This window comes from Sphingobium sp. LSP13-1-1.1 (assembly GCF_040676415.1).
Lineage (GTDB): Bacteria > Pseudomonadota > Alphaproteobacteria > Sphingomonadales > Sphingomonadaceae > Sphingobium.
The window spans coordinates 1-384 of record NZ_JBEGHU010000065.1 but is presented as its reverse complement, the minus strand read 5'-3'; the positions used below and the strand labels follow the sequence as shown (position 1 = coordinate 384).

Below are 384 nucleotides of genomic sequence, written 5' to 3'. Positions count from 1 at the left end.
TCCGCTTCGCGTTCGCCTTCTCAACGCCAACCTCTTCCATGATCGAGCCGCGCCAGCTTGATACCACCGGGCGCCAATTTTCGGGGCTGATCCAGGGATTATGCTTCTGATGCTGCTTGGCGGCCGAACCGATGTCCCACATGATCGGTTCGCGATCGCGCATGATGAGCGCACAGCGAAAATATTTGTCGCGCGCCCAATTGCCGATGTGCGCCGCAGTCGTATAGCGGATGTTGTTCATGTCGAACAACAGCACCGCGCCCATGTTCGACGTCTTCAGCTGGTCCTGAACGCGCTTGAACCGATATTTGCGAAGCCGGTCGAAATCGACCCGATTCTCCCAATCCACGGCCATGATCGCATTTTGCGAAGCACCCCGCTTGA

The 384-nt window shown here is 57.3% G+C and carries 1 protein-coding gene; it reads right to left on the bottom strand.

Translation table 11 applies throughout. The annotated features are described in order from the left end of the window. Window positions 1-384: hypothetical protein (locus MRBLSP13_RS19970; protein ID WP_363738262.1), on the bottom strand; the 384-nt coding region annotated here is incomplete at both ends.